The 18,482-nt window shown below is 53.4% G+C and carries 28 protein-coding genes; 4 read left to right on the forward strand and 24 right to left on the reverse strand.

Annotated elements, in window-relative coordinates:
• Both mtrG and mtrH read left to right on the forward strand, forming a co-directional pair.
• Positions 1 to 342: tetrahydromethanopterin S-methyltransferase subunit MtrG (mtrG, locus tag ABSE13_RS12295; RefSeq protein WP_424028807.1), on the forward strand; the 342-nt coding region annotated here is incomplete at its 5' end.
• Between the two features lie 17 nt (positions 343 to 359).
• On the forward strand, positions 360 to 1,397 hold the full coding sequence (gene mtrH, locus ABSE13_RS12300; RefSeq protein WP_424028808.1) for a tetrahydromethanopterin S-methyltransferase subunit H: 1,038 nt from the start codon (positions 360 to 362) through the stop codon (positions 1,395 to 1,397).
• Positions 1,398 to 1,948: 551 nt separating this feature from the next.
• On the opposite strand, the gene ABSE13_RS12305 is transcribed toward mtrH, so the two are convergent.
• The 4 genes from ABSE13_RS12305 to ABSE13_RS12320 all read right to left on the reverse strand — a co-directional run bounded on the left by ABSE13_RS12305 (position 1,949) and on the right by ABSE13_RS12320 (position 4,817).
• Positions 1,949 to 2,584: a tetratricopeptide repeat protein gene (locus ABSE13_RS12305; protein ID WP_424028809.1), complete on the reverse strand. Its 636-nt coding sequence runs from the start codon at positions 2,582 to 2,584 to the stop codon at positions 1,949 to 1,951.
• A gap of 171 nt (positions 2,585 to 2,755) precedes the next feature.
• Complete coding sequence (locus ABSE13_RS12310; RefSeq protein WP_424028810.1) at positions 2,756 to 3,436, reverse strand: hypothetical protein; 681 nt, start codon at positions 3,434 to 3,436, stop codon at positions 2,756 to 2,758.
• Positions 3,437 to 3,585: 149 nt separating this feature from the next.
• Positions 3,586 to 4,041: a hypothetical protein gene (locus ABSE13_RS12315; protein WP_424028811.1), complete on the reverse strand. Its 456-nt coding sequence runs from the start codon at positions 4,039 to 4,041 to the stop codon at positions 3,586 to 3,588.
• Between the two features lie 164 nt (positions 4,042 to 4,205).
• Positions 4,206 to 4,817 (reverse strand): rubredoxin, encoded by a 612-nt coding sequence (locus tag ABSE13_RS12320; RefSeq protein ID WP_424028812.1) that lies wholly within the window; start codon positions 4,815 to 4,817, stop codon positions 4,206 to 4,208.
• 91 nt (positions 4,818 to 4,908) lie between these two features.
• Between ABSE13_RS12320 and ABSE13_RS12325 the strand changes: the two genes are divergently transcribed.
• Positions 4,909 to 5,610, forward strand: coding sequence for a MarC family protein (locus tag ABSE13_RS12325; RefSeq protein ID WP_424028813.1), 702 nt, complete (start codon positions 4,909 to 4,911; stop codon positions 5,608 to 5,610).
• Between the two features lie 174 nt (positions 5,611 to 5,784).
• Entirely contained in the window at positions 5,785 to 7,125 is a 1,341-nt protein-coding gene (locus ABSE13_RS12330) for a zinc metalloprotease (protein ID WP_424028814.1), read from the forward strand.
• 89 nt (positions 7,126 to 7,214) lie between these two features.
• Here the strand turns inward: ABSE13_RS12330 and ABSE13_RS12335 are convergent, their stop codons facing one another.
• From ABSE13_RS12335 to ABSE13_RS12430, 20 genes are all read right to left on the reverse strand, one after another.
• Complete coding sequence (locus ABSE13_RS12335) at positions 7,215 to 8,108, reverse strand: DUF2156 domain-containing protein (RefSeq protein WP_424028815.1); 894 nt, start codon at positions 8,106 to 8,108, stop codon at positions 7,215 to 7,217.
• Positions 8,108 to 8,530 carry a GNAT family N-acetyltransferase gene (locus ABSE13_RS12340; RefSeq protein ID WP_424028816.1) on the reverse strand — a complete coding sequence of 141 codons (423 nt, stop codon included), beginning with the start codon at positions 8,528 to 8,530 and terminating at the stop codon, positions 8,108 to 8,110. Before ABSE13_RS12340 ends, ABSE13_RS12335 begins: the two co-directional genes overlap by 1 nt.
• A 114-nt stretch (positions 8,531 to 8,644) precedes the next feature.
• Positions 8,645 to 9,190 carry a (d)CMP kinase gene (cmk, locus tag ABSE13_RS12345; protein ID WP_424028817.1) on the reverse strand — a complete coding sequence of 182 codons (546 nt, stop codon included), beginning with the start codon at positions 9,188 to 9,190 and terminating at the stop codon, positions 8,645 to 8,647.
• Positions 9,190 to 9,801, reverse strand: coding sequence for a DUF106 domain-containing protein (locus tag ABSE13_RS12350; RefSeq protein WP_424028818.1), 612 nt, complete (start codon positions 9,799 to 9,801; stop codon positions 9,190 to 9,192). The genes cmk and ABSE13_RS12350 overlap by 1 nt, the downstream gene beginning before the upstream one ends.
• A gap of 4 nt (positions 9,802 to 9,805) precedes the next feature.
• Entirely contained in the window at positions 9,806 to 10,378 is a 573-nt protein-coding gene (locus tag ABSE13_RS12355) for an adenylate kinase (RefSeq protein ID WP_424028819.1), read from the reverse strand.
• A 19-nt stretch (positions 10,379 to 10,397) separates the two neighbouring features.
• Complete coding sequence (secY, locus tag ABSE13_RS12360; RefSeq protein ID WP_424028820.1) at positions 10,398 to 11,831, reverse strand: preprotein translocase subunit SecY; 1,434 nt, start codon at positions 11,829 to 11,831, stop codon at positions 10,398 to 10,400.
• Between the two features lie 30 nt (positions 11,832 to 11,861).
• Positions 11,862 to 12,290, reverse strand: coding sequence for an uL15 family ribosomal protein (locus tag ABSE13_RS12365; protein ID WP_424028821.1), 429 nt, complete (start codon positions 12,288 to 12,290; stop codon positions 11,862 to 11,864).
• A gap of 5 nt (positions 12,291 to 12,295) precedes the next feature.
• Positions 12,296 to 12,757, reverse strand: a complete 462-nt coding sequence (locus ABSE13_RS12370) for a 50S ribosomal protein L30 (protein WP_424028822.1) — start codon at positions 12,755 to 12,757, stop codon at positions 12,296 to 12,298.
• Entirely contained in the window at positions 12,757 to 13,374 is a 618-nt protein-coding gene (locus tag ABSE13_RS12375; protein ID WP_424028823.1) for a 30S ribosomal protein S5, read from the reverse strand. The genes ABSE13_RS12370 and ABSE13_RS12375 overlap by 1 nt, the downstream gene beginning before the upstream one ends.
• On the reverse strand, positions 13,375 to 13,899 hold the full coding sequence (locus ABSE13_RS12380) for a 50S ribosomal protein L18 (RefSeq protein ID WP_424028824.1): 525 nt from the start codon (positions 13,897 to 13,899) through the stop codon (positions 13,375 to 13,377).
• Between the two features lies 1 nt (position 13,900).
• Positions 13,901 to 14,353, reverse strand: coding sequence for a 50S ribosomal protein L19e (locus ABSE13_RS12385; RefSeq protein WP_424028825.1), 453 nt, complete (start codon positions 14,351 to 14,353; stop codon positions 13,901 to 13,903).
• A complete protein-coding gene (locus ABSE13_RS12390) occupies positions 14,346 to 15,098 on the reverse strand; it encodes a 50S ribosomal protein L32e (protein WP_424028826.1) in 753 nt (250 codons plus the stop codon). Before ABSE13_RS12390 ends, ABSE13_RS12385 begins: the two co-directional genes overlap by 8 nt.
• 5 nt (positions 15,099 to 15,103) lie before the next feature.
• The gene (locus ABSE13_RS12395; RefSeq protein ID WP_424028827.1) at positions 15,104 to 15,628 is read right to left on the reverse strand and encodes a 50S ribosomal protein L6; all 525 of its coding nucleotides are present in this window, start codon (positions 15,626 to 15,628) and stop codon (positions 15,104 to 15,106) included.
• 11 nt (positions 15,629 to 15,639) lie between these two features.
• The gene (locus ABSE13_RS12400; protein WP_424028828.1) at positions 15,640 to 16,032 is read right to left on the reverse strand and encodes a 30S ribosomal protein S8; all 393 of its coding nucleotides are present in this window, start codon (positions 16,030 to 16,032) and stop codon (positions 15,640 to 15,642) included.
• A gap of 14 nt (positions 16,033 to 16,046) precedes the next feature.
• Positions 16,047 to 16,202 carry a 30S ribosomal protein S14 gene (locus tag ABSE13_RS12405; RefSeq protein WP_424028829.1) on the reverse strand — a complete coding sequence of 52 codons (156 nt, stop codon included), beginning with the start codon at positions 16,200 to 16,202 and terminating at the stop codon, positions 16,047 to 16,049.
• Positions 16,202 to 16,699, reverse strand: coding sequence for a 50S ribosomal protein L5 (locus tag ABSE13_RS12410; protein ID WP_424028834.1), 498 nt, complete (start codon positions 16,697 to 16,699; stop codon positions 16,202 to 16,204). Before ABSE13_RS12410 ends, ABSE13_RS12405 begins: the two co-directional genes overlap by 1 nt.
• A gap of 5 nt (positions 16,700 to 16,704) precedes the next feature.
• Positions 16,705 to 17,430, reverse strand: a complete 726-nt coding sequence (locus ABSE13_RS12415) for a 30S ribosomal protein S4e (RefSeq protein WP_424028830.1) — start codon at positions 17,428 to 17,430, stop codon at positions 16,705 to 16,707.
• Positions 17,430 to 17,795: a 50S ribosomal protein L24 gene (gene rplX / locus ABSE13_RS12420; RefSeq protein ID WP_424028831.1), complete on the reverse strand. Its 366-nt coding sequence runs from the start codon at positions 17,793 to 17,795 to the stop codon at positions 17,430 to 17,432. The genes ABSE13_RS12415 and rplX overlap by 1 nt, the downstream gene beginning before the upstream one ends.
• Positions 17,796 to 17,805: 10 nt before the next feature.
• Positions 17,806 to 18,204 carry a 50S ribosomal protein L14 gene (locus ABSE13_RS12425; protein ID WP_424028832.1) on the reverse strand — a complete coding sequence of 133 codons (399 nt, stop codon included), beginning with the start codon at positions 18,202 to 18,204 and terminating at the stop codon, positions 17,806 to 17,808.
• Positions 18,201 to 18,482 (reverse strand): 30S ribosomal protein S17 (locus tag ABSE13_RS12430; RefSeq protein ID WP_424028833.1); only part of this gene is annotated, 282 nt, incomplete at its 5' end. The genes ABSE13_RS12430 and ABSE13_RS12425, both read right to left, overlap by 4 nt.

Here is an 18,482-nt window from a genome sequence, read left to right on the forward strand (position 1 = left end):
AACATCATGGAAACTGAAGACGTCGGCATTGTCAAGGCCAAAATCAACGAACTCAAAGCCCGCGACCCGGGTGCGTTCGGTGCTGAGGCTATCGTCGTCGAGGTCAAGGAAGCGGCTGGCGGACAGGAAGTCGGCTCTGCAAGTGCAAACCCCCAGTTCCTCGAAATCGAAAAAAGGCTCGACAAGATCGAGAAGAAGATCGAGTTCGTGGATGCAGAGGTTGCACAGCGTGTTGGACGAAAGATTGGTCGGGATATCGGCATACTGTACGGCCTCATGGCAGGCGTTATCGTATTTATTATGCTGCTGTTCCTGTACCAGAAATTAATGGCATTGGTATAACGGAGGTGTAATAAAATATGTTCAGATTTGAAAAAGAACAGAGTGTCTGGGACTTCAACGGCACTAAAATCGGTGGACAGCCCGGCGAGTATCCGACAGTACTGGGTGCGTCAATCTTCTACAACAAGCACGAGTGCGTGCTTGACGACCACAAGGGTACGATCGACAAGGCAAAGGCAGAGGCTCTCTGGAACCGCTGCCAGGTCCTCTCTGACTTAACCGGTATCCCGCACTTCATCCAGATCATCGCGGAATACGGCGAGGCATTCGAGAGCTACTTCAGCTGGTTCGACTCAATCGACAACAAGACTGCGTTCTTAATGGACTCATCGGTACCAACGGCACTTGCCCACGCATGCAAGTACGTAACCGAAGTCGGTCTTGCACACCGTGCGATCTACAACTCAATCAACGGTTCGATCCAGCCGGAGAGCATCGAAGCGCTCAAGAACAGTGATGTGGATGCAGCCATTGTCCTCGCATTCAACCCTGCAGACCCGTCAGTTACTGGCAGGGAGAAAGTGCTCACAGAAGGTGGCGTTGCAGGACAGACCAAGGGTATGCTGGAGATTGCAGAATATTGCGGCATCAAACGCCCGATCCTCGACACTGCAGCAACCCCGCTCGGTCTCGGAAGCGGCGGCTCATACCGTGAGATCCTTGCCTGCAAGGCAATCCACGGCTACCCGACCGGTGGTGCATACCACAACATGACCGTCTCCTGGACATGGCTCAAGCGCTGGAAGGGAACGAGCAAGACCCCCTCGGTACTCGCAGCAGGGTACGAGGGCAAGGATGTGCTCCTGAAACAGATGTCCCACCACTACCTCGGCGGTATCGAAGGCATCAAGCAGGCAGCATGGTCGGCACCCGATATCGGCTGCAACATGATTGCAAGCACCCTCGGTGCAGACCTTATCATGTACGGACCTATCGAGAACGTAGAAGCAATGATCACCGCACAGGCCTACACGGACATCACCGTCCTCGAGGCAACCCGCCAGCTCGGGATCGAGTGCAAATCAGAAAGCCACCCAATCTTCAAACTTATCTAAATCTTTTTTTTCCGAAGAATCGCACCAAGTGCGATTTGAGGACGAGAAGAAATTCGTCAGAATTTCTTCGAACTATCGTGATTGTTAAGCGAAGCAAAACACTCTTATCGAAAAGAACTCATCAGAATTTTTTTAAATCCAAAGAGTTGAACGAAGCCAGATTCAATGACGAGAAGAACTCATCAGAGTTATTCGAATTACGATGAACTCCACCAGACGAATTTGAGCTGATAAGAATTCGTTAGAACTCTTTACCTTTCGAAGAATTGCACACTATGCAATTCGAGGCTGATAAGAACTTATCAGAATTCTTCGCGCGATTGTGACGGATGACCGAAACAGCCCACTCTTTACCGGATTAATCCGAAAGATTTGTTCTGTCATTCCGGGTGACCGATCTGGGGACAATACACCCTGTCAGTTAGAATCTCGCAAAACCATCCAGCAAACAAAAAAATCGCATGAAGTATAGCCCGTTTCAGAGGTGAACGCACTACCGGGGTTTTAACGACTCATAAAAAAGGATTTCCCGGAGTTATCCACCGGTTTTTTTATCGTTTCCCGGTCCCTTGAGGAAAATTCACGATCCTGATCGCTTCATCGGCCTCTTTCGATCGTCCGAGATTACGCAGGGCGATCGCTTTGTTATACCAGACAAATGAGTTGATCGGGTTAAACCCGATCGCCTTATCGAAATAAGCGAGCGCTTCCTCATTCTTTCCCAGTTCCCGGAGGGCGATCCCTTTCGAAGTCATGGCACGGATGTTGTTCGGGCTTGTCTCTAGGATCTCGTCAAAGCACTTGATCGCTTCGGCATATCTCCCCAGTTCGTTGAGCGAATAACCCTTATTCGCAAGGGCGAAAGTATATTCCGGGTCGATGGCGAGAGCATGCTCAAAGCACGTTATCGATTCCTCGTACCGGTGTATCTTCCGGAGCGTATACCCTTTTTCGAACCACACCGTGATGAGGTGCGGGTTGATGGCAATTGCCTGGTCATAACAGGCAATCGCATCTTCGTGCCTGCCGAGATAATAATAGATCTTGCCCTTGTTTTCAAGCGCTACGGTATTATTCCCGTTGACCTCCAGAACCTGGTCAAAGAGGGAGATCGCATCGTCATAACGCCCGACCTTCATGAGGTGGTGCGCCTTATCCAGTATCGCAGGGATGTCCATGCCACTCATATTACCATTCACTCATGGGTATGATAATACCTTCCTGATTCTTCCGTAATACATCCTGTTTTTGCCTGTGCAGATGTAAAACACCGTACATACAGGATCCTAACGGGGATTTTTTTAAAAATGGATTGCTCCCTCACAATGAAGAGGGGGCAGACAGCCATCCTTTGGAGCTCAATCCTTACGGGAAAAAACCCGGATCAACCCTATTCCGGCCACACACAGGAGTGCTGCCCACGGCAGGGACGCTGACTTTTGTGTGGGTGTACTGGTAATTACCGTAGTCGGGAGGGTTGTGGGGGCTGTTTCCGGTATGATTGTTGTAGGCGGGCTTGTGGGGGGAGCGGTAGTAATCACGGTTGTCGGCACTACCGTATCATCAGTCAGCCCCCCGGGATGGAGTGTGTAGCTTGACCCGACACTCACACTCCCCTGATGCCTGGTTCCGGTATCCTTAAGATAGACACTTATCGTGTCGTAACTATGGCCGGCAAGGTTGGATTTGTCGACGGGTGCATTCACCACGTACACGGTGTAGGTGCCGGGATCGATGTTGTCTTCTATCCGGGAAGTGTCCCATTTCATGGACCACATCTGGTCACTATTGACATCAACCATAGTAAACTGTCCCTGGTCTGCCCTTTTGGACGTATCGGTAAGGGTAACGCCGTCATCCGGCAGGCCGGGCCCGGTCAGGAAGAGGTACACCTCCTGGCTGTTATACGATGGGCCGCTGAGATCAATCGTGTCTCCGAGATACCCTTCAAAATTTGTACTGTACCCGTATGCCGCTACGGGTGTAACAACAAGACAGGCACACAGGCAGACAAGAAGAAATGCTACTGCCACATACATACGGAAGGAATAAAATCGGGCCATTTGCATCACTAATACTACTGTAAACTGCCGGCAGGTTTATAGATTTGCAAGCCAAAGAGCGGAATCTCGTGAAGAAAGAGGAGAGAGAAGAATGGCAATAACACCTTAAAATGTAAGCGGGAAAATTAATACAGACGGTAAATGAAGTACCCGTCCTGGAAATGCTCGGCCTGATCATAATCAGCGAGCAGGTTCTTCCGGTTGCCGCAGGAGAGCATCTTCTGCTGGAGCATGGGCATCCCGGTTGTATTATGGAGGAGCACTTTGATTTCGTCATTGACCCGGCGGATCTCTTTTGTCTTCATCCGCCCGAGAACATCCGAAGGGTACGCATCGATATCGAAATAGGCAAACAGGGTCTCCAGGCAGATGAACCAGAGTTTTTCCGAGACTGCCTGTTCCGCAGCGTTCGTTGCTTCTGAATCCGTGAGGACCAGGTAGGCTTCATTACTCCCATGGAAAAATGCCTTGAAACCATACAGGGATCCCCGCGATACTGTGAGTGAATCGGGATCCACCTTCAGGAACCGTGCCAGAGCCTGCTGCTTCTGGAAAAGTGTAGGATCCTGTATACCCTGCATATCCTTGCCCCTTACACGCTTTTGCACCTGAAGAAAAGTGCGCGATTACATTCAAAGCATGGATGTGAAAGGTTATAAGATCGTGCGTTTTCCTTGAGAGAGTCCCCATGAATTAAAGATAGGTCGCGTAAATGGTTTAGCCGGAAAAAAAGTAAAAATGGTTTTTACATGGGGAGCGGCTCGAATCCCTGTTTGCGGACCTTGCCGAACTGTACCCGGATCTTGGGGTCAAGGGCACAGACCGGGCAGACATAGTCATCAGGAAGATCCTCAAACTTCGTTCCCGGTTTTATCCCGCGATGAGGTTCGCCACGCTTTTCATCATATATGTAATTGCACATTGAACAGATGTACCTGGTCGGCCGCCACTCATCAAATCCCCATTTGCCGATCCGGCCCTTACCCTGCTGGCCGCAGACCGGGCAGACATAATCATCAGGAAGATCGTCAAACGGTGTGCCTTCAGGGATACCATTATGTGGTTCTCCGCGGAGAGGCGAGTAGATATACCCGCAGAGCTTGCAGCGGTACCTTGTCATGTCCTTTGACTTTTTTTTCGCCGGAATTCTGTTCGCCGGTTTCTTTTTGGATGTAACGGTTGTGCTCTTTTTTACTGCTGCTGTCTTCTTTGTCGGTGCAGCCGCTTTTTTCACCGTAACCTTTCTGACAGTTGCAGGTTTTTTCGCGAGGACTGTGGGGGTTTTCCTCTTCACTGCTGCTGCAGGGGCTACCTTTTTCTTATCACCTGTTTTTGATGCTGGTAATGCTTTTGCCATGAAACTTCTCCCGTGCGACCTTGCCCGGACAGCGTGGGTATAAAAGCCGCTCTACTGGAACATGGACGGTGCCGGCTATTATATATTATGGATGATGCAACTCCGGGAAGTCGCCCCGGATTCCCTGCGGGGATTGTTTGCAAAGGTCGGAGACCCGGCATTTTTATCCCCGAACAGAGCGTATAATTCTGATCAGACTACAATGGACCTCATTCCCGGCATCCTCTACGCTTTTGCGACGCTGTTCATCATCCTTGATCCGCTCCTCTCTGTCCCGATTTTCGCGGCCATGACAAAAGGCCAGACTGCGGTGGAGATCCACAAACAGGCGTTCATCGCCGTGGCCGTGGCCGGCAGCCTGATGTACCTGTTCCTCATCTTCAACACAACGATCTTTGGTATTCTCGGACTGACCCTGCCCAGTTTCCAGATCGCCGGGGGATTCCTGCTCTTCCTTCTGGGCATCCAGATGGCACTCGGGATTGAGATCGGCCACTGCAAGGAGCATGCCAAGACCGCCGCTGGCGTGGTTATCGGGACACCACTCCTCTGCGGGCCGGGAACCATAACAACAGTCATGCTCCTATCGAAAGATTATGGGATCCTGATCCCCTTTGTTGCGATCACCCTCTCACTCATTGCCACATGGATCATCCTGTATTATTCTGAACTGATCCAGCGTGTACTTGGCGAAGTGGTTACTGATATCATGGGAAAAGTCCTCGGGATGCTCGTGGCAGCAATTGCGGTCAAGATCATCACAGCCGGAGTTATGGCACTTGCGGGTGTCTGATCACCTGCTAGGACGTTTCTCCCGTTGCTTCATGGCCTGAACCACGGGCAGCAGACGCACGACTAAAACCGTTATGTGAATCGTATTACACTCGTATCGTGGGAATGATGATCTCAGCTTTTTTGAAAATTTATTTAAAAAAATTAAAATTATGTCAGGATAAAACTGACATGCATGAACTACCGTTTCTTTTTGGCCGGCTTGTTGTCATGTTTACTGGTTGTATCCGTTGCCAGTGCATTTGAGCTCCACCAGGTCTATATCACGGTCGATCAACAGGGAAATGCTGTAATGGACGTGACATACCAGGATAATCCTGCTGAATACCTCGGCATGAAAGGTCTCATTGCAACAAGTTCCCCGTTTATCACAAATCTCCAGAACCAGAATGCGAACGATCTCTCGAAAAAGAACTTTCAGGTTGCATGCGTGGAGCCGGGAGCTGCAGAACTGGTCATGCCCAATTTCGCTCAGGTGAATAAAAAGACGATTACAACATCAACCATCGATCTCAACCAGTTTGCCGGTAAGAGTCCTCTGCCGGGGGGTTACCAGTACCCCATTAACCTGAAGGCCGATATTACGATAGTATTTCCTGACGGTTACAGTGTACAACAGGAACAGACCTCTACTATTCAGGGTGTTACCCATACCCTCCAGAAAACAAAAACCAGCCTGCCACCACCTCTGCAACAGACCTGCAGGAAAGATAAGGGGCTTCCCCTGTCCGGTATTATCCCGGATGAAGTAGCACCGGTCGCAGCCGTTGGTGCCAGCGTAGCAGTGACGGCTCTTGGTATGACCACGTTCGGTTCGGCACTATCGGCCATGTTTGCAAAACTGATAGTGTTCCTTGAAAATACCTTTGGGTGGGTGCTTCAGGGCAGGATCGCAGAAAAACAGAAAGAGGAACGGAATTTTTCAAAGGACCATGACCGGAAATTACTGCTCGGATTTACCCCTAGAGAACTCATCGTTATCGGGATCGGCGCTCTGGTCATCGGGGTGCTGTTCTATTACGCAGCCCGCCTGCCACTGGATCCGGAAAAAATCGCCGTGTTTATTATAATGGGCGGTATAGCCCTGATGACCCACGAGATTGCACACTGGTACATGAACCGGAAGTACCAGAGCACAACCGAGATTCAGTTCTGGGGAATGGGTGCCATCATCATGGCGGTCACATCGTGGCTTTTCGGGAGTATCTTTGCCCAGCCGACAATGACCCTTGTGCATGAACACGTACCGCTGGAGAGACGGAGCCTGGGGATCGTTATGCTCTCGGGCCCGGTACTGAGTGTTCTTATTGCATTCGGATGCCTGCTGCTCATACCACTTGGCGGGCTTTTTTCAACCGCTGGTACCATAGGGTTCTCTATCAATCTGCTCCAGGCAGTTTTCGAGATGCTTCCCATCAAGCCATGCGATGGGAGGGATGTTTATGTCTGGAACAAAGCAGTCTGGGCAGTGGTCTTTATGCCGTTGCTTCTCGTTTATTTCATTGCCAACCTTTAATCCTTTTTTTCACAGCATTTCCAAAAAGGGAGCTGGTACGGAACGGTTACTTAAAAAAAATAATGTTTCTCCTGGTATCATGGGGCTCTTCATGAATCCCGTTTCATGGACCAGACTTCCACCATGTGGTGTGGGTGGTACCGTAACTTTGCCTCCCGGAGACCAGCCACACCAAGATCGCTCTCCCGGTTGATGTACGTGAAGTTCTTTGCAAGACGTACAGCAGCCTCGTTGTTGATCGCCTTGTAGATCCCCTCACAATCGGGAAGACCCTTCTCGAAGTGGACGAGCGCGGTATCGGATGTCATGGGTTCATAGAGGGAGATTGCCCCGATCTTCGAGAAGACCCGGATAATCAGACCCCGGATCGGGAGCTGGTCGAAATGGTCGATGGCAAAAAAGACCGCCTCCTTCTCGTGGGCAAGGACCGGGTCGCCTTCGCATCCTTTCCATTCACACCATTCGATGAGGAAACGCTTGACATCCTCCCAGTTCTCTTTGGAGATCGGTTCGACAACATTGGTACAGTTCTTCCGGAACTTGTTGATCTGGCGGCGGATTGTGAGATAGTTTTTACCGGGGAGTTCTGCAAGATCGGCAGCACGGTAGACGTATTCGAAGTGATTACGGTCAGGTACCAGGTTTATACCCGGGCAGACCTCCCGCATCCAGACTGCCGTCTCCGGATCGATCAGGACGATCGGTTCGTTGTCGCTGATTTCGGATGCCAGATGTATCAGGGAGCGGAGCAGGGCAGGATTTCGGGGCCCGATCGGAGGGCGGAACCGGGTCACGTTGCCGATGGTGCTGGCGATGATGACATTCTTCTCAACGAACGCATAGGTATACTGGGCGAAGTGATTCCAGCAGACCATATTGGTGAAGGTGTTGTCTGAATGCACCTGCGGGTAGAGGGCATAGTGCTGTTCAAAAAACGCCCGGTCTGCAAGCGTTACGGGTTTGAAATCTTCTTGGCTGAGCATTATGAATCACCGGAAAGTATCAGGGGAATGTGTCCTTCCATGCGGCGGAACCCCAACGGTTTGTAAAAGATCTCCGTATCGGGTTCAGCAATAAGACCAATCCACGAGATTTCTGCATCCTGGCATTTTTCCAAAAGGGCTGTTACGATTTTTCTTCCGATACTCCTGTGCCGGAATTCCGGAAGGATCACGAGATCCTGGAGATATCCATCCGATACCCCATCTGAGATAATTCTTCCCATGCCAATAGCGTGACCTGACATCCTGTCGATCGCAACAGCAAATGCAAAACTGCCCCGGATCAGGTCATTGATACTGCGCGGGTTGTACTCCTCTTTCCACCACCTGCCGGCACGATAAAGGTGGACGATATCCTCTTCAACCCACGAATCCACAAGCCGTATGAGGACGTCTTCTTCCATAGCGGTCACACTCACGTATATTGGTTACATGGTTTCTTATGAAAAAAACCTCTGTATGCAGGTACATACAAAGGAGGGGGGATGCCAGTTACGTGCCTTGTCGGAGGGTGACGGTCATGGGGGGGTTTTGCCGGTTTTCATCCGTTCAATGGCAGTATCTATGATCGCTCCCAGCCCCCCCACATCCCAGTGCTCGGAATTCAGGATGAGGTGGTAGATAGAGAGATCCCCGATATCGATGGAATAATAGGACCGGTACCGATCAGATTCACACTGCTCACGTTCAAGAGTCAGGTGTTCCGCGGTTTTTTCATCGGACATCTGGTCCCGGAACACAATCCGGTTGATACGACAGCTTATCGGGGCGTAGAGCCAGATCCTGAGATCGGCTTCGTCCACCATCCAGCCGGAGAGCCTGCCTTCAACAATAATATTGTCCCTCTCCCGGGCAATCTCTTTCTGGCGGGCATCGATCATCTTGTCGTAGGATGCATCTTTTTTCGCAAGTTCCCCAAACTCTGCGAGTTCCAGATTGTGCTCTTTTGCCAGCTGGCGGAAGACCTCGCCGGCAGATATCATGGAGAATCCGTGGTGCTCTGCGAGGTACCGTGAGAGAGAGGTTGTCCCACTCCCGGGCAACCCGCTCACGGTGATGCGCATCAGAGACCCCCGATATTCAGGGATTTCCTGATCACCTGACTCAGCGTAATGGAGCAGATCATATACCACAGCATCCATGCGGGAATGACCCAGATTACTGCCTCGTGCAGGTTATGGGTTCCCAGGTACGGCATAGTAATTGTGGTTTGAAGCTCGTTCAGGCGGTACAGCAGCCAGAAGAAGATCGGGACGGTGAGGATCAGGATGATCGCCATCGGCTTGAACTGTTCCTGAGACATTTCGAGCTGTTCTTTCATCACCCGGTCTTTCTTGGCTTCCAGTTTCTTGATCTTCTTCTCGTCCTGGGAGAGCTGGGCTTCGCGGTACTCCGCCTGAAATTCCTTCATCCGTTCCTGTGACTCGGTCATCTTTTCATAATCGATCGTGTATTTCTGGACAATCGATGAGTAGAGACCGGTGAGACCGGAGAGGATCACAATCAGGATGAAGAACGGGATTCCAAAACCGACTACAATCGGTGCAAAGGCCGCGTCCAGACCCTGACCGACATCCTGGCGCAGCCATGGAACCGTGTAGGTATACATCATGAGGAACATGAACCCGAACGTGAGCCAGATACCGTACTGATCCCAGATCTTCCCGAAATTCATGAATTCACCGGAGTACTTCGGCGAGCTCAGTCGATGACCGCTCGAGCAGGAAATCCGCGTTTGTGATCATACGTATGGTGCACCCGGTCATCATCGCGTATGCCGCTGCGATGGACCGGTTGAACTGCTGGTGTTCCGCGATGGATCGGGCACCTTCCTTGTCCCGCGATCGCGTATCATCAGAGAGACGCCGCATGAGGATCTGGTCATCATCCGTTTCAACGAGCACGATGATGTCGGGCATCAGCTCGCGGAGCACCCATTCAGGAAGCCCCGCAAGATAACCTTTGGGTGTTTTCACCGAAGCGTGGGTATCGATCAGCACATTTCCGGGGACCTGCGCGATTGCCTGGGCGGCGCGCTGCTGGAGCCGTTTCTGGACCGCGCGGTCCAAGGTGCGCATCTGGTCCCGGTTCTCTACGATCTTGTCGTTCCTGGCAACCTCGAACATGAAGCTGCCGAAGTTGATCGACTTGTACTCGATACCTTGTTCCTGTAATTTTTTTAATGCTTCGTTGACTACCGTTGTCTTGCCGACACCCGGTACACCGGTTATGATGACCTTTTTTCCTTCCATTCAGTGTCCCTTTCCTGACTTACTCTTTTCCAAAGAAGGTCCGCATGAACGGGTACATCTCCATGATCTGCTGGCTTGCGATCTCCTCGTAGAGCCGGTAGGTGATACTGACCGTAAGCAGCAATCCGGTTCCGCTCACGGAACCTATGACACCAAAGAGGTTTGCAACGACACTGAGCACACCAATGAAGACGCCACCGATCACCGTTACACGGGGGATATACCGGTCCAGGTACTTTTCCAGCACCTGCGGATTCCGGCGGTAGCCTGGGATGGACATGCCTGAGAGCTGGATCTGGCGGGCGACATCCTTGGAGTCAAGCCCTGCAGTTTTGATCCAGAAGAGCGCGAAGATCGCACCTCCGACCACCATGAATGTGATATCTATCCCCATGCGTAATAGCACCTGCCATACCGCATGCCCGAGATCGGTCGTCCACCACATCCAGTCTGTTGGTCCGTTGACTGGTGCAAGGTACCACATGATACCGTTCTGCGGTGTTGAGCCGCTGAAGGTCCCGAAGATCGTGATGTTGATATTGGAGAGGAACATCCCGACCATCTGGATGTTTGCCTGGAGCACCCGCACGAGGATCATCGGCAGGACACTGGCATAGATCAGCTTGACCGGGAACCGTGCCCGTGCCCCGCGGATCTGCGCGTGGGCAAGGGGGATCTCTATACGTGTGGATTCAACGTAGACGATGACAAGGAAGATGGTGATAGTTGTGATGAAAGCGAGCATATCCGTGCCGAAGTAGGTCAGGAAATTGCCACCGTCAAGACCTATCGCTATGAGGCGGGGGAAGAACCCGACCGGGTACTGGTCCTTGACATGGGCCCAGCTGATAAACCCGTTCACGAGTGCCTGGGAAATACCTGCAATAATGAACAGTCCGACACCGGAGCCGATACCCCACTTGGTCACAACCTCGTCCATGAAGAAGATGAGGACGCCACCAATACAGATCTGAAGGAAGATCAGGAGGGATACCGCGAACAGGTTGCCGCCGAAGAACTGGTTTGCAATGACCGGATCGGGCTGCAGGAAACCGCCGACGAGGTTCGGGGCGGCTTCTACAACGATCATGACCATGATCAGGATCTTCTGCAGGCCCATGTACATGACCTGCCCGCGCGTTTCACTCGTGTCGATGTGCAGGATATCTGCACCCTTGAGGAGCTGGAGTACGATGGACGCCGTGACGATCGGTCCGATACCGAGATGAACGATCGAACCGCTTGCACCGGCAAGGAGGGCACGGTATGCAGCGAGGATATCCGCGCTGTTGGGTGCGAGTCCGAACAGCGGAATGTTTGTCAGGACAAAGTACAGGACTAATATACCAAACGTCCAGATCAGTTTGTTCTTGAAATGAACGTGGCCTTCAGGGCTCTTGACTGCGGGCATCGCAGCGAGCAGGGGTTCCATTCGATCCAGCAGGTTTCCCATTGTTTCACCAAAAAATTGTTCGGATGGTCGTTATTCAACCAGAACCTTTCCACCCATCTTCTCGATCTTTGCCTTCGCAGTCTCGGAGAATGCCGATGCGGAGATATTGATCTTCCGGGTGACCTTGCCGCTGCCGAGAACCTTGTCGATCCCCATATCAGCGATGTTGATCACGATCGTATCGCCTTCTGTTTTGGCAATGCCCTGGGCAAGGAGCGAGGGTATGATCTGGTCCAGCGCACCGACATCGATTGCTGTCACGTCAGTGCTGGTCTGGTTGCAGAACCCGTCCTTTCCGAATACCGGGCCGCCCATCTCCTTGTACCACTTGACAAAGTGGTGGGCATTGATGCCGGCACGTCCACGGCCGCCGCGGTTTCCTGCACCGCGACGGTTCTTGTGAGTGCCGCCACCACATGTCCGCGAGCCGCGGAACTTTGAACGCTTGTTGGTTGGCATCTGCTTCACCTCATCTTATAGAGGAGAGTATTGATCTCCTGGCCATAATATCCAAGCGCTCCACCCTGAGGGAAGGTGCGCTTGGTGGTCTTGTATCCCTTGCGTGGGGGGTGAAGGCGCAGCACGGGTTTGAGTCCCGGCATGTCGCGCAGTTTGGTTTCACCGCCGGCAAGTGCCCTGGCGAAATCCGTAATGCTGCTGTAGGTCGAGTTCGACTTGATGTACTCGTCCGTAAGCGGTGCATCGCCGAGAACCCTGCCGCGAGTCTGCAGGAGGGTCTCGACAGTTGCTGCATCCACTTCACCGTATGCAACGTAGTCCTTGACTTTCCGGATCATGCCGAGGTTCTCGGGGGAGTCCGTAATGAGCACACAGTGGTTGATGTGGTGAAGGCGCAGCATCTTCAGGGTGTCCTTGATATCACGGCGGGTTTTCACAACGCCGCGGACCTGAACGACCGCGTACATTACTGTGACCTCCCAGTCCGGATCATATTGGTCTCCTTGAGCGCGTTGAACGTTGCCTTTGCGAAGTTGATTGTCGTACGTGTCTGTCCGCGCGCAAACGTCCAGGTATCCTTGATACCGGCAAGTTCCAGCACTTTCTTGCTGATGTCACCAGTGACAAGCCCGATACCCTGGGGTGCGGGCTTGAGGGTGACCCGGACACTGCCGGCAGTACCGGTGACCTGCATGGGGAGGGAGTGGGTTACATCGCACCCACATTCCCAGCTGCCACAGCCGCGGCGAACCTTGATCAGATTCATTTTTGCCTTGACGATCGCTTTCTTGATCGCATCGCCAACCTGCACGTCCTTGCCCTGGCCGAAGCCGATGTACCCGTTGCGGTTGCCGACAATGACAACGGCACGGAACTGGACACGGCGGCCTGAGTCGGTCATACGCTGCATCATGGCGATATCGAGGACTTCATCTTCGAGATCGGGGAGGAACGCATCAACAATCTGGGGTTCCTTGATAGGCCTGCCGCTCTCGAGGACCTGATCAATACTCTTGATCTCACCCGAGGCGACGAGCTTGCCAAGACCGGTGACCGGGTGCCATTCTTCTCGTTCGTATGCCATTTACGCCATCTCCTTCTTTATGGCAGCTGCCACCTGTTCGACATTATTGACGAGATCGCCGGCATCCTTATTGTATGCCGCGATGTGCGCACCCTTGATGCGCTCCTCCGAGGGGAGAATCTCCTCGCCGTAGGGAATCTCAAGTCCTGCATCCACTGCACCCTTGAGTGCAGCAAATACCCGGGCGCCCGTTGTGGCGCGGTTGAGCCCGATATCCAGTATAGCGCGGTCCTGTCCGGCTTTCTTTGCCTTGACGGCAAAGAGCATGCCCGTGAGGTAGGCCGCGGGAGTGTTGGACATCGATCCCTTGTATCCGTATGTCTCGAGCTCGGCAGAGTTTGCTGCCACGAGCGTGCGATCGCCATCCATCTCGGCAACAACGAGCTGCACGATGATGTGCCGGTTAGTCTTGCGTACAACCATCCGTGGTGCATCCGCAACTATGAGCCGGGTCCGCTGGTAATAATCGGTCTTGCCTTCCCTCCGTCTCCGGAAGGGGACAAAATACCGTGGTCCTGTTGCCATGTTACTTCATCCTCCCTGCGAGGATCTCCATCTGCGCCTTCATATGCGCGACGCTCCTGAACTGGCCTCCGGCCGCTTTGCGGTAGAGGACGCGATACATGTGCGGGTCAATGGTTGCGGCCGCACGCAGTTCAACGAGCACTTTCCTGATTGCACGGATCTTCTGGACCCATGCGGTCTTGCTCGGGTTGCGGGCACCTGCTGCACCCTTCCTCTTGCCTGCACCTTTCCGGTGCCCGTAGGACCGCTGTGCGATCCGTGCCCGGGCCCTGCCGCGGCTGACGCCCTTCTTCTGGCGTGCCTTGATCGCGCCATCCGTTACGAGTCCCCGTAGGTCCTCACGCGAGATCGCGTTCTCGATATCCGAGATACGGGCCGGGTCGAACCAGACGCGGTTGACACCGCACTTCAGGATGGACGCGGCAATGCGTTTCTGGCTTGCTACGTCACTCATTCTTCTTCACTCCTGAATCGGTCTTCTTTTTTGCCTTGGTTGCAGAGGCAGGTTTTGCTGCAGCCTTGGGCTTTGACTCAGCAGACGTCTTTGCTGCCAGGGATTTTGCCGGGGTCTTGGTGGACTTGGCCGGTGCCTTCTCCTTCTTTGCAGGTTTTTCCTCTGCCACGGCAGACTCTGCCTTGGACTTTGCTGCCTTCTTGGCCGGTGCCTTCTTCTCTTCGGATTTGGGCGCCGGTTTTGCCTTTGCTGCCTCTTTCTTTGCCGGGCTTGCAGCTGCCTTGGACTTTATGGACTTCTTCTCACCTTTCTTTGCTTTTCCCTCGTCCTTTGCTGCATCCTTTGCCGGTGCCTTCTTTGCCTTGATCCTGACGGTGTGGATGTTAAGCACCTTGAGCCCTGCAGCGATTGCGGCGTCCTGAAGCGCTACCCGCTTGCGGTCGCCGACAGTTGCAGAGATCCTCACGGCCTGGGTCTTGTTGTCAAGTCCCTCGAGTTCCTTGATCGAGGCGACGAGCACTTCAAAGAAGCCACTCGGGTGCATACCACGTACTGCAATGGGGCTGCCGAATCCCGGCTTGGGGAGTGCTCCCTTTGCCTTCTTCTGCTCCCTCTGCTTGTTGTGCTGGCCACGGGGTTTTCTCCATGAATCAGAGAGCTGTCGTTTCTTGCCAAACCCGTCGCGCTTGAATTTTGCGCCCTTCTGAACGCGCACACGGATCAGTCGTTTAACTTCTGTTGTCATTGACTTCAGCCCCTCTGAACCATGTAAATGCCATCCTGGAATACCCGCGGGTCGCGGTTCCTGATATGGGTGGCATGTTCAATGTTTGCAGCCGAGTTCCCGACCAGTTCGCGGTCAATGCCGTTGAGCACGACTTCATCGTTTGCCACTTTTGCCGTGACACCCGCTTCAATCCGTGCGTACCGTGCCTTCTTCTCGCCAAGGAAATTGGCAATCTCAAGCCGGTTTCCCTGGAGCTTGAGCTGGATGGGGAAGTGGCTGTACACCACTTTCATGCGGTACTCGAACCCTTCGCTGACACCACGGCACATGTTCTTGGTGTGCGCCTCAAGGGTGCCAACCATTGCCGTGATCTCCTTTCGCCGGGATTCCGTTGCGATGGTGACTTCTGAGCCGTCGCAGGTGATGGTAACCTGGGGGAACCGCATGTTGCGGACGAGCTGCCCCTTGGAACCGGTCACTCGAAGCTGCGAGCCGTCAAGCTGGGCTTTTACGCCCTCGGGAATCTTTACTTTGCGTATTGCTGACATCATCGCACCTTCTAATAGACGTACCCGAGCAGTTCGCCACCGATGCCTTCCTTCCGCGCCTGTTCGTGGGACATGACGCCACGGGAGGTGGAGAGCATCAGGATACCGAAGTTCTTCCCGGGGAGATACTGTTTCTCCCAGTATTCCATTTCGTCAAGCTGTACCGAAAACCGCGGGGTGATTGCACCGCAGCGGTTGATCCGGCCCGTGAGGTTGACCTTGAGCTGTCCACCCCTGCCGTCTTCGATGAACTCGAAGCCACCGATGTAGCCGGCGTCCTGCATGATGCGGAGCATTGCGCCGAGGAGCTTGCTTGCGGGTTCGATGACGCACACGGATTTACCGGTGTCACCTGCATTTTTCAGGGCACACATTCCGTCTGCTATGGGATTTAATCGTGTCATTTCTTGCTCACTCCTCAGCTCATCTTCCTGAAGCCCATCTTCCGGGCCCATTCACGGAAGCACTGCCTGCAGAACATAATGTGGTATCTGCGTACGAGCCCCTGTTTGCGCCCGCACATCTTGCACTCGTTCGCACCGCGACCATAGATCTTCTTCCTTTCTCCAGCCATTAGCGCACCTCTACCTGGTACTTCTCCCTGAGGAACGCGATCGCATCCTGTTTGCTGACGCGCTGCTTTGCCGGGAGTTTCTTCTGCCCCATGCGCCTGCGGGTGATCCGTATGCCTCTGCGTTCGAGCACTACGTTGACATCCATGCCGTAGATACCGATCTGCGGGTCGTAGGACATGCCGGGGAAGTCAGTGTGCTCCTCGATACCGAATGAGAAATTCCCGCTCTTGTCGAGCTGGCTCTCAAAGAGTATCTTGTCGATGATCTTCAACGAGGTTTCCAGGAAATCGCGGGCGGGTTTGCCACGGAGGGTTACCTTGCAGCCGATGGGGGCTCCTTTCCGGATGGAAAACGCCGGCTGCGTCATCTTGGCAATGCTCCTGATCGGCGTCTGCTTGGTGATCGTCTTCATGATGTTTTCCGCTTTCACCAGCTTCTCGCCGCTCTCGCCGACTCCCATATGGACGACAACCTTGTCGACGTGGATATCGCGCATCGACGTCACTGTTCAATCCCCCACTTGGCAATTGCGGATGTCTGCTTGCCCACCATGTAGATGTAGGGGGCAATGGTGTCGAACCGGGTGCCCGAAGTTTCATCCTCGAGAATGATCTTGTTGGGGACGCTGCCGGGCATCTTGATGATCTCAACGATCCGGGCAACCTTGCCGGAGTGCTTTCCACCGATGATCATGGCCATATTGCCTGCCGCGAACGGGAAGTGGTTGAGGATCTTGAACCGGGTCTCGGACTCGAGTGAGACTTCAACGGAATCCCCGGATTTGTAAGTGTTGTCCGCGAGAATGTTGGCGCCATCCCTCATGTTCAGCTGGACTTTCCCACCGGTGATGGTGGTTTTGTTCGTGATCTTGCACAGGCGGCTCTTTGCTGCATCTGCATCGATCTCAATGGAGATGTGGCGTCCGTTCTTGTCGCGCAGGATACGGTAGTACTTGTTGATCTTCGGCATGGAGATGATATCGAAAATGCCGATGCCCATCCGGGGATCACGGCACGGCCTTCCGTTGATGATCACATCATTCTGGCCAAGGATCTGCTTGACCTCTTTCATGTTCCGTGCGTAATCCATGTGGTCACGGAGCCAGACGGCAATCGGCATCGCATTTGCATTGTGCGGGCCGGGTGCGGTCTTCGTGATGAACTTCGTGGTCTTCTTTGCGATGTGCCACGAGTCCGGGGCGTTTAATCGCTTGAGATGGTCTGACATTATTCGGCCTCCGCGAGTTTTGCCACACGGCGCTTGTCATTGAGGTTGAGCTTGGTAAGCTGCACGTTCGAGGCATCGACACCACGGGGAACTTCAGTCCCGTCAGCCTTTGTCGAGAAGACACCGTGAACGACAATCTTGGCATTCCTGGTGTCCACTGCATCGACAAGGCCTTCAGTACCTACGAAATCCCCGCGGGTGACCCGGACGGTGTCGCCCTTGGTGACGCGCAGCGTCTTCTTCGTGTATTGCTCTTTCAGCGCATCTGAAAGGGGTGCGTTTAGGTATTTGGTCTTCACATGGGAAGGTGCGTTATAGCGTGCCTTTCTCTGTTTCCTCGGCTGTTCGCTTTCGATTCTTGCCATTTCACGCACCTCAGACAATGATAGTTGCCATGGAGCCGAGTTTGGGGAACCGCTCCGCAACTTCACGGGCTACCGGTCCCTTAATTTCAGTTCCTTTCGGCTCATTCTTCTCATCCACGACAACAACAGCGTTGTCATCGAAGGAAACCCGCATGCCGCTAGGCCTGCGCATCTCCTTCTTCGCCCGGATGACCACTGCACGCACCAGTTTGCGGCGCATGTCGGGGGTGCCCTTCTGGACACTCACCGTTGCGAGGTCCCCCAGCCCGAGCTTGGGCTGACGGCGCCTGACACCATGGTAGCCAAAGACCGAGATGATCTGTACGGTCCTGGCACCGGTATTATCGGCGCATGCAAGTCTCGTTCCTGTCGCAAGAGCCCTCGGCGTCTTGGACTGCTTCGCCTTCATGGTGTCTGCACCTCCACAACGACAAATGTCGTGCTCTTCGAAAGCGGCCGGCACTCAGCAATCTTCACCATGTCGCCAACCTTTGCCCCGATGCAGGGGGGGTTGTGGGCATGGAGCTTCGAGCTTCGCTTCTCGTACCGCTTGTATTTACGAACATAGTGCAGGTAATTCCGTGCTACTACGACCGTTCCCATCATACGATCGCTCACGACTTTGCCGGTGATCACCTGGCCGCGCACCGGTAAAGTGCCGTGAAACGGACAATTAACGTCCTTGCA

Origin of the sequence: Methanoregula sp., from assembly GCF_049518935.1 — an archaeon.
GTDB lineage: Archaea > Halobacteriota > Methanomicrobia > Methanomicrobiales > Methanospirillaceae > Methanoregula.